Origin of the sequence: Paraeggerthella sp. (assembly GCF_048427265.1) — a bacterium.
GTDB lineage: Bacteria > Actinomycetota > Coriobacteriia > Coriobacteriales > Eggerthellaceae > Paraeggerthella > Paraeggerthella hominis.
The window spans coordinates 1-9,328 of sequence record NZ_DBFOSR010000120.1; the positions used below are offsets into that span (position 1 = coordinate 1).

The 9,328-nt window shown below is 64.4% G+C and carries 5 protein-coding genes and 1 pseudogene; 1 reads left to right on the forward strand and 5 read right to left on the reverse strand.

Features of this window, described 5'->3' with window-relative positions; all coding sequences use genetic code 11:
• From ACMNI9_RS10780 to uvrA, 3 genes are all read right to left on the reverse strand, one after another.
• Nucleotides 1–1,367: DMT family transporter (locus ACMNI9_RS10780; protein ID WP_418832053.1), on the reverse strand; the 1,367-nt coding region annotated here is incomplete at its 3' end.
• A 230-nt stretch (nucleotides 1,368–1,597) separates the two neighbouring features.
• Nucleotides 1,598–3,148: a GNAT family N-acetyltransferase gene (locus tag ACMNI9_RS10785; RefSeq protein ID WP_114565772.1), complete on the reverse strand. Its 1,551-nt coding sequence runs from the start codon at nucleotides 3,146–3,148 to the stop codon at nucleotides 1,598–1,600.
• A gap of 161 nt (nucleotides 3,149–3,309) precedes the next feature.
• The gene (uvrA, locus tag ACMNI9_RS10790; protein WP_114565773.1) at nucleotides 3,310–6,189 is read right to left on the reverse strand and encodes an excinuclease ABC subunit UvrA; all 2,880 of its coding nucleotides are present in this window, start codon (nucleotides 6,187–6,189) and stop codon (nucleotides 3,310–3,312) included.
• 228 nt (nucleotides 6,190–6,417) lie between these two features.
• Here uvrA and ACMNI9_RS10795 point away from each other — a divergent pair, with 228 nt between their 5' ends.
• Complete coding sequence (locus ACMNI9_RS10795) at nucleotides 6,418–6,762, forward strand: nitrous oxide-stimulated promoter family protein (protein WP_114565774.1); 345 nt, start codon at nucleotides 6,418–6,420, stop codon at nucleotides 6,760–6,762.
• 90 nt (nucleotides 6,763–6,852) lie between these two features.
• Here ACMNI9_RS10795 and ACMNI9_RS10800 read toward each other — a convergent pair whose 3' ends face one another.
• Both ACMNI9_RS10800 and ACMNI9_RS10805 read right to left on the reverse strand, forming a co-directional pair.
• On the reverse strand, nucleotides 6,853–9,060 hold the full coding sequence (locus ACMNI9_RS10800; RefSeq protein ID WP_418832057.1) for an ABC transporter permease: 2,208 nt from the start codon (nucleotides 9,058–9,060) through the stop codon (nucleotides 6,853–6,855).
• A pseudogene (locus ACMNI9_RS10805) lies at nucleotides 9,050–9,328 on the reverse strand (ABC transporter ATP-binding protein); the annotation flags it as partial. The pseudogene ACMNI9_RS10805 and the gene ACMNI9_RS10800, both read right to left, overlap by 11 nt.

Sequence of the window (9,328 nt, forward strand, 5' to 3'; positions counted from 1 at the left end):
TGCAACGCGGCGTAATCAGGCTCGCCATCAGGCGGCTCGGGCGAATCGGTGAGCCATCGCGCGCCCGTCGCGCGCCCGTACGCGGGATCTCCCGCCGGGTTTACCGCGAACATGCCCAGCACGCGCTCGGCGGGCTTCTCCAAATCGCCGTCGCTCGCCTCGCCCGCCGTCACCACCACGTACGTCTTGCCGGCGTCGATCGAGCGCATGATGCGCCGCGACGACGGGTACTTTTTCAGCCCTTCGTCAACTCCAAGGCGCGCGATGACGCGATGGGTCTCCTCCTGCAGCAGCTGCACGCGCCTGAAGTCGTCGCGCGTCGCCCGGCGCGCGGCGTAGTATCCCAGCTCGGACGCACGGCCTTGGAACAGCGGAAGATCTTCGGAGGCGCCGTCGTAGGCAGCCGCCCCCTTGCCGTTGCCGCTGCCGCGATCGGTGACCAGAAACACCATGGCGATGATCATAATGCAGCCCACGATATCGAACATGCCCACCGGCGTGCCCAGCCATACCGCGGAGATGACCGTAGCCGACACCGGCTCCACGCACCCCACCAACCCGGCGCGCACGGGACCCGCGTCCGTGATGCCCTGCAGGTAGAACAGGTACGCGGCGAACGTGCCCACGATCACCATGGCGGTCATGACGCCGATCATCATCGGGCTCACGGTCACGGGAATGGTCCAAGGCTGCACGAACACCGTTGCCACCACTCCGCCGATGAGCATGGCCAAACCCGTTACGATGAAGCTTCCCCATTTCTCGAGCACCTTGCCGGGAAGAAGCGTGTAGAACGCCAGCGCGAACGCAGAGATAAAGCCCCAGAACAGGCCTTCCGCAGGGATGGCCAACGACCCGAGGTCGCCCTTCGTGGCGATGACCACCGTGCCCGCGATGGCCAGCACCAGACCGACGGCCTCGCTTATCCTGGGCAGCCGCCGCGTGCGCAGACACACGTAGAGCATGATGAGGATAAGGCCGAGCCGCTCCAGAACCGTACCGGTGCCGGCGTTCGTGTAGGATATGGCCGTCAGATAGCTTACCTGGGTAAGCAGCACGCCGAGCAGCGCGAACGCAGCGATGCGCCCGATCGAGCGCGCATCGCGCAAAGCCGCGAACAGATTGCGCGGCTCGCGAACCATGCACACCACCAAAAAGATGAACGCGGCGGACAACAGGCGCACGCACGTGATCCACGAAACGGGAACGGCGGCGTCTCCCGTGAGGAACTGAGCGCACGTGCCGGAGAAGCCCCAGCAGATGCCGCCCAGCGCAGCACATACGACACCTCGAAAAATACGCCCGCGCGATCGTTCGCTCGAAGAACCCCCGTCGTTCGCGCTCGTCGCATCAGCTGTCTGGCCCATTCCGACCTCCCCTCGCGCATTTCGCCGCGCCGAGCGAAGCGCTTCGGGGCATAAGGTCGGGATGCGTGCTCTCCGGCTGACTGTCCATCGTTTAGTCGCGTTCGATCGGGGTGGCGCCTGCATGTTCGTCAGCACATTCTCGCACGCGGGAACAGCTCCGGTAAAGGACTTTCCGCATACTTTGAAAACTTTTTTGCAGTTGAGCGAAAACTCCCCGTCAAACGGCCGTTTTAGAACTGCGAGCGTAGAACCCTCTCGTAGGCCACGCGATGCTTCTCCCGCCCGAACACGTCGCGTATCACCATGGCGCCGCATCGCTCGTAGCCGTGCTTCTCCAAGAGCTTCTGCATGGGAAGGTTCTGCGGGTACACGTCGGCGCGCACGCTCGAACGGCCTCCCGCGCGCGCGATCTGATCCGCCTTGTCCAAAATGAACATGCCCACGCCGCGCCTCCGCGCATGCCGGTCGACCGAGACCCAGTGCAGCTCGGCGTAGGGCTGCGGGCTGGCCTTCGTGTCGGTGAGCCACGCGCCGTCAAGCTCGTTGTCGTAGTTCTTGTCGGGCGAGAACGACACCGCGAACACCGCGATGACGCGGCCGTTGCCGTCCTCGATCACGTGCGTGGTGCCGTTCTTTATGCTGTGCATGAGACGGCGCGCCGAGGGGTACTTCTTGCTGCGCCCCTCGTCGATCCCCAGTTCGGCGAACGTCTCATGCCCCACGTCCAACAGCGCTGCAACGCGATCGAAGTCCTCGCGCGCGGCAGGGCGCGAGGAGTAGTAGCCCAGAACCGATGCCCGGCCGGCGAACAGCGGCGGATCGTCGAAATCCGCAGCCGGCGCGCCTGCCGCATCGCCGGGCGCCGCTTTCGGCTCGCGCTCGGTCACCAGGAAGATCATGACCACGATCATGGCGCAGCCCAGCATGTCCCACGCCGAAACGGGGGTATGCAGCCAAAAGAGCGCCAGCAACGTAGCCGACACCGGTTCCACGCAGCAGAGCAGGCTCGCCTTCACCGGGCCGGCATCCGCCACGCCCTGCAGGTACAGCATGTACGCGCCCAGCGTGCCCACCAGCACGATGGCCACAAGCGCCGCCAGCGCGCCGCCCGAAAGCTGGACCGGCACCGTCCAGGGCTGGAACACCGCAGAGGCCGCCGAGCCGCCGAACAGCATGGCCAGGCCCGTCACCAGCATGGCGCCCCATTTCTTCAGGACGCGCACGGGCATGAGCGTGTAGAAGGACAGCGCGACGGCAGACAGAAGGCCCCAGGCCAGGCCCTCCACCGGAATGGCCAGGCCGCCGAAGTCGCCCTGGGTCGCGATGACCAGCATGCCGCCAAGGGCAAGCAGCAGGCCGCCCGCTTCGCGCAGCTTCGGGAAGCGGCGCTTGCGCAGGCACACGTACAGCATGATGAAGACGAGTCCCACCTGCTCGAGCGTGGTGCCCACCCCCGCGCTCGTGTACTCGATGGCGTACAGGTAGCTGATCTGCGTGAGCACGACGCCGAACACCGCGAAGGCGGCTATCTCGACAAGCGAGCGCCAGTCGCGAAACACCGCAACAAGATCGCGCCAGTTGCGCATAGCGGTTATGGTCAGGAAGAATGCGGCGGCTATCAGCATGCGCACGCAGGTGATCCATGTTGCCGGCGCGCCGTACTCCATGAGCAACTGCGCGCAGGTACCCGAAAAGCCCCAGCAGATGCCGCCCGCCAACGCGCACGCCACACCGCGCGCCACATGGCGCCTTCCACCCGTCGCCGCTACCGCTTCCGCCACGTCTCCTCCGACTCTTGATCGATTCCGAATGCTTCCCCGGCGCCGTCAAGCGCCAAGGCCGCCGCGTATAGTCTCACGCGCGACGGCCTTGGTAAAGACAAGAATCGGTAAATTCTCGCAATATATGCATTGCGCCGCATAAATGGCGCGAAATCCGCCCGCTAGCCCAGCATGCGCTTCACGAACGAACCGGTATGGCTGCCCTCGACCTGGGCCACTTCCTCCGGCGTGCCCTGCGCCACGATCGTGCCGCCGCGGTCGCCGCCTTCGGGACCCAGGTCCACGATGCGGTCCGCGCACTTGATGACGTCCAAGTTGTGCTCGATGACCAGTACGGTGTTGCCCGCGTCCACCAAGCGCTGCAGCACGATGAGCAGCTGGCGCACGTCCTCGAAGTGCAGGCCCGTGGTGGGCTCGTCCAGGATGTAGAACGTCTTGCCGGTCTGGCGGCGCTGCAGCTCGCTGGCCAGCTTGACGCGTTGAGCCTCGCCGCCCGACAGCGTGGTGGCGGGCTGTCCCAGGCGGATGTAGCCCAGCCCCACGTCGAACAACGTTTGCAGCTTACGCTTGATGCCGGGGATGTTCTCGAAGAACGCCAAGGCGTCCTCCACCGTCATGTCAAGCACGTCGGCGATGTTCTTGCCACGGTACGTGACCTGCAAGGTCTCGCGATTGTAGCGCGCGCCTCCGCACACTTCGCACGGCACGTAGATGTCCGGCAGAAAGTGCATCTCGATCTTGATCTGGCCGTCTCCCTTGCACGCCTCGCAGCGGCCGCCGTTTACGTTGAAGCTGAACCGTCCGGGCCCGTAGCCGCGCGCCTTCGACTCCTGCGTCGAGGAGAACAGCGCGCGAATATCGTCCCACAAGCCGATGTACGTGGCCGCGTTCGAGCGCGGGGTCCGCCCGATGGGGCTCTGGTCGATGTTGATGACCTTGTCGATCTTGTCCAGGCCCGTGATTTTGCGGTACGCTCCCGTGCGGCGATGCGCTCGGTTCACGCGGTTCGCCAGCGCCGGGGCCAGCGTGTCGGTGACCAGCGAGCTTTTACCCGAACCCGACACGCCCGTCACCACGGTCAGCGTGCCGAAGGGAATTTCGAGGGTGACGTTCTTCAGGTTGTTCTCGGTCGCGCCCGTCAGCTTGAGCGACCCCCTGCGCGGCTTGCGGCGCGTCTCGGGCACCTCGATGGCGCGACGGCCCGACAGGTAGTCGGCGGTAAGCGACCCTTCCGTGCGCATGACCTCCTCCGGGGTGCCGGCGGCCACCACTTCCCCACCGTGCTCGCCCGCGCCCGGGCCCATGTCCACCACGAAGTCGGCGCTTCGGATGGTGTCTTCGTCATGCTCGACCACGATGACGGTGTTGCCCAGGTCGCGAAGGTGCTCGAGCGTGGCGATAAGGCGCTCGTTGTCCCGTTGGTGCAAGCCGATGGACGGCTCGTCCAGAATGTAGAGCACGCCCATAAGGCCCGCCCCGATCTGCGTGGCCAAGCGGATGCGCTGCGCCTCGCCGCCCGACAGCGTGGCCGTGGCGCGCTCGAGCGTCAGGTAGTCCAAGCCCACGTCGACCAAGAACTTCAAGCGAGCCTTGATCTCCTTCACGATGGGTCCGGCGATATGGCCGTCCTGGCCGTCGAAGGAAAGCCCCTCGAAGTACCGCAGGGAATCCGCCGCGCTCATTTCCGTTACGTCGTGGATCGACTTTCCGCCCACGGTCACGGCCAGGATCTCCGGCTTCAGGCGCTTGCCGCCGCACGTCTGGCACGGCACCACGGCGAAGTAGGTGGCCAGCTTCTCGCGCTGGGAATCGCTTTGGGCCTCCTGGTAGCGGCGTTGCACGGCGGCCAGCGCGCCCTCCCACTCGATGTACCAGTAGGTTTCGCGCCCGTCCACCGTCACGTAGTCGACGCGCACCTTCTGACCGTCCAGCCCGTGCAAGATGGCGTCCTGAGCCTTCTTGGGCATGTCCTCCCACGGAGTGTTCTCGTCCGTGCCCATGTGCTCGGCCACCGCGCGCAGCACCTGGGGATAGTAGTTGCCGGTCTTGAACGGGGCGATCACGCCCTCGGCCAAGGTGAGCGACGGATCGGGAACCACGAGCGACGCGTCCACTTCCTCGCGGCTTCCGATGCCCAGGCAATCCGGGCAGGCGCCGTAAGGGGCGTTGAAGCTGAAATCGCGCGGCTGCAGCTCGTCCATGGAATGGCCATGCTCGGGACACGCGAGCGCCAAGGAGAAGATATGCTCCCCCTCGCCCAAGCCGCCCGTGGCGCCGCTCGACTTGCCGCCGCCCTCGCCGAGCGGCTTTCCGTCCTCGCCCAGCACCTGCACGAGCACGCGCCCCTCCGCCAGCTTCGTCGCCAGCTCCACCGCTTCGGCGATGCGGCTCGTCGCGCTCTCCTTCAACTGCACGCGGTCCACCACCACGTCGATGAAGTGTTTGATCTTCTTGTTGAGCGTGCGCGGCTCGCCGTCAAGCTTCACGATCTCGCCGTCGATGCGAACGCGGCTGAAGCCCTCCTTCTGCAAATCGGCGAACAGCTTCGTGAACTCGCCTTTGCGACCGGCCACCACCGGTGCCATGACAATGGCCTTCGCATCGGGCGCGAGCGCCAGGATCTCGTCGGTCACCTGGTCGGTGGTCTGCTTCTTGATGACGCGCCCGCACTCGGGGCAGTGCGGTACGCCCACCCGCGCGAACAGCAGGCGCAGGTAGTCGTAGATCTCGGTGGTGGTGCCCACCGTGGAACGCGGGTTCTTGCTCGTGGTCTTCTGGTCGATGGACACCGCCGGCGACAGGCCGTCGATGCTGTCCAAATCGGGTTTGGACATCTGGCCGAGAAACATGCGCGCGTAGCTCGAAAGGCTCTCGACGTAGCGGCGCTGGCCCTCGGCGTACATCGTATCGAACGCGAGGCTCGACTTGCCGCTGCCCGACAGGCCCGTGATGACGACCAGCTCGTCACGGGGAATGGCGAGGTCGACGTTTTTCAGGTTGTGCTCGCGGGCACCTTTGATAACGATGGCGTTCTGTCCCATGTGCGCTTCCGCTCTTTCTTCCTCTATCGTTCAATCGGCATCCCCGCTCCCGGTTCAAGAGAGCAAATATGGATACCTGAAAACTATCATTTCCATGCAATCGTTCATTGTAGCGCACACGGCCCAGAGATAGCGCAAAAACATTTGTTCGTGTGTTCTTGTTCAAGGTTTACGCACATTTCGTTCGATGGGGAATCGCGACGCGCAAGCTGTGGTACAGTGCCGCCTATGGAAGACGCCCCGAAAACAGCCAAACGGCGCGAGCGCGAAAAGCGAACCATTTCGCAGATGGTCGCCCTCTACTGCGCGGAAAACCACAAAAGCGCCGAACGCACCGAGCAAGCTCACTGCGGCGAGGCCGTATGCCCCGCATGCGCCCACCTCGACGAGTACGCCGTGCTGCGCACCGAGCGCTGCCGCAAGATGGACGTGAAAACCTCGTGCGAGGAATGCGGAAACCAGTGCTACAAGCCCGAGATGCGCGAGCAGATTCGCGCCGTGATGCGCTACGCCGGCCCCCGCATGCTGAAAAAGCATCCCGTAGCCGCCATTCGGCACCTGCTCGGAAAATAAGCGGCCCCCTCGTCTCGCCGAGACAAGGGGGCCGCCGACTCATTGCGGGACGCCCGAACGGATGCCCGCACGTTCGATCGCGCAGACAGCCTATCCCAAAAGCTTCGATCCGAGCGAGCTTCTGATGATGCCCCGGCACGTGAAGTACGTCACCGCCAGATAGCTTCCGTACACGAGCACGGTCAGCGCGCCCGTCATCAGGATGGGGCCGCTCACGGACACGCCCAGCAGGTCGAACACGCTCGAACCGATCACGCTGACGGCGCACACCGCATGGCATACGGCAAGCCCCAACGGTGCCAAGAAGTACACGAGCACCTGCGTGCGCAGCGACCCCAAGATCATGCGGCGATCGCAGCCGATTTGCGCGAGCACCTTGTACCGCGGCAGGGAATCGCTCGTCTCCGACAGCTGCTGGATGGCCAGCATGGCCGCCGTGGTGATCAGGAAGGTGAACCCGATGTAGAGCGCCAGGTACGTGATGAGCACGTTCATGCCGCCCGCCTGCTCGATCACTTCGGCCTTGGTCATGGTCATGGTCACGGGCCAAGGCTGCGACCCGTACGACCAACCGGCGCTCGCCTGCTGCTCGTCAGGCGGAAGCGCCTGAGCCAAAGCTTCCTTGAGCATCTTGTCGCCCTGCGCCGCATCCACGGAGTAGTTCACGTCCAGATAGCTCACGTAAGGCATCACTTCGGACGCGCGCACCTCGGCGATCACGGAGTCGGGCACGACCACGATGCCCGCATCGTTGACGAACGAAGACGTGACCAGCACCTGCTCCACGTACGCGCCCGTCGCCGTGAGCGTACGGTCCGCCACGTTCACCTGGCGTCCCTCTTCCGCCATCGCGCGCGCCAGCTCCTTGATCGCGGTCACGGCATTGCTTACCGCGTAGCCGTCCTCTCCCACGCTCACCGGGTCTTGGCCGGTCAGCGTGCGCACGGCGTTGAACTGCGACTCGCCCACGACCACCAGCGATTGAGAACGCATGCCGCTGTCGTACAGGGAATTGCCCGTGCCCACCTGGTAGCGGTCCATGAACTCGCCGTACGTGGTGGTTCCCTCGATCGGCTGGTACAGGTCGGCCTGAACCGATTCCTTCACGAAGTCGCTCCACGAAGGAGCATCAGCGGAAATGCGCGCAGCGATGTCCCAGTTCCAGGATTCGCCCTCTTCGCGCAGCTGTTGAGCGCGCTCCTTTTCCCGCTGAAGGTAGGCCTCGGCCTCCGCGGGATCCTCCTCGCGCATCCTTTCAAGGCGATCCTGCGCCAAATCGCTATGGCCCAAGTACACGTTGGCCGTGAGCGTGGCGTCGAACTGCGTGCTTCGTTCGAGATCCCCCGTGAACACGCTCACCAAGCCCGTTCCCGTGGAGAACACGGTCAACGAGAAGAACAGCATGACGCATATCACCGAAAGCGACAGGAACGCCGTGTTAACCTTGCTGGCGATCTGGCGCATGGTGAACATGGCCAGCCCCTTGAAGTACACGCCGCGCGTGCGCTCGACCACGATGAGCGCGAACCCGGCCGACGACCAGAAGAACAGGAGCGTTCCCGCCAGCATGAGCGCGGTCGCCAAGAAAAACTCGCGGCCGAGATCCATCATCCCAAAGTCGATGAGCGTCTTGTACGCCGCAGCCAGCAGCGCCACGGACGCGGCGAACCCGACCAGGCTCACCCACGGGCTGCGCACGCGGAAGCCCTCGTTGCGGCTTTTCGCCGACAACAGGTCGATCAGCTTGTAACGGCTGATGGACAGCGTGTTGAACGCCGCAACCACCACGAATATGAGCGTGAAGCACGCAAGCGTCTGCACGAACGCCTCCGGAGAGAACACGAACCGGTACTGCTGCATGGAAATACTGAAGAGTCCCGCCGTGAAAAACGACAGCCCCTGCGACAGCGCCACGCCCAGCACGAGGCCCACGACGAGCGACACCGCGCCCACCGCCACCGTCTCCATGAGCACGATGGCCGACACCTGCCCGGGCCGCATGCCCAGAAGAAGGTAGGTGCCGAACTCCTGCTTGCGGCGCTTGATGAGAAACCGGTTCGAATAGATCACCAGAAAGCCCAGAACGAACGCGATCAGAACCGAGAACATGCTCAAGAACTGGCCCGTCAGGTTGAAGATGCTCTCAGTTGACGCGCCCTCCAAATCGAACAGGATCGACTGGCTCTGCACGGAGTTGAACGCGTAGAACACCGCCACCCCGAACACGAGCGTCACGAAGTAGATGGCGTAGTCGCGCACCGAGCGGCGAACGTTGCGAACAGCGAGTTTAGCCAGCATCGCGCACGTCACCGCCCAGGAACGTGACCACTTCCATGATGCGCGCGAAGAAGGCCGACCGCGACGTGTCGCCGCGTCGGATCTCGTTGAATACCGCGCCGTCCTTGACGAACAGGATGCGATCGGCGAACGAGGCCGCGAACGAGTCGTGCGTGACCATCATGATGGTGGCGCCCAGGTCGCGGTTCATCATGGTCAGCGTGTCGAGCATGGCCTGGGCGCTGCGCGAATCCAAGGCGCCCGTGGGCTCGTCGGCCAAAACGATCTT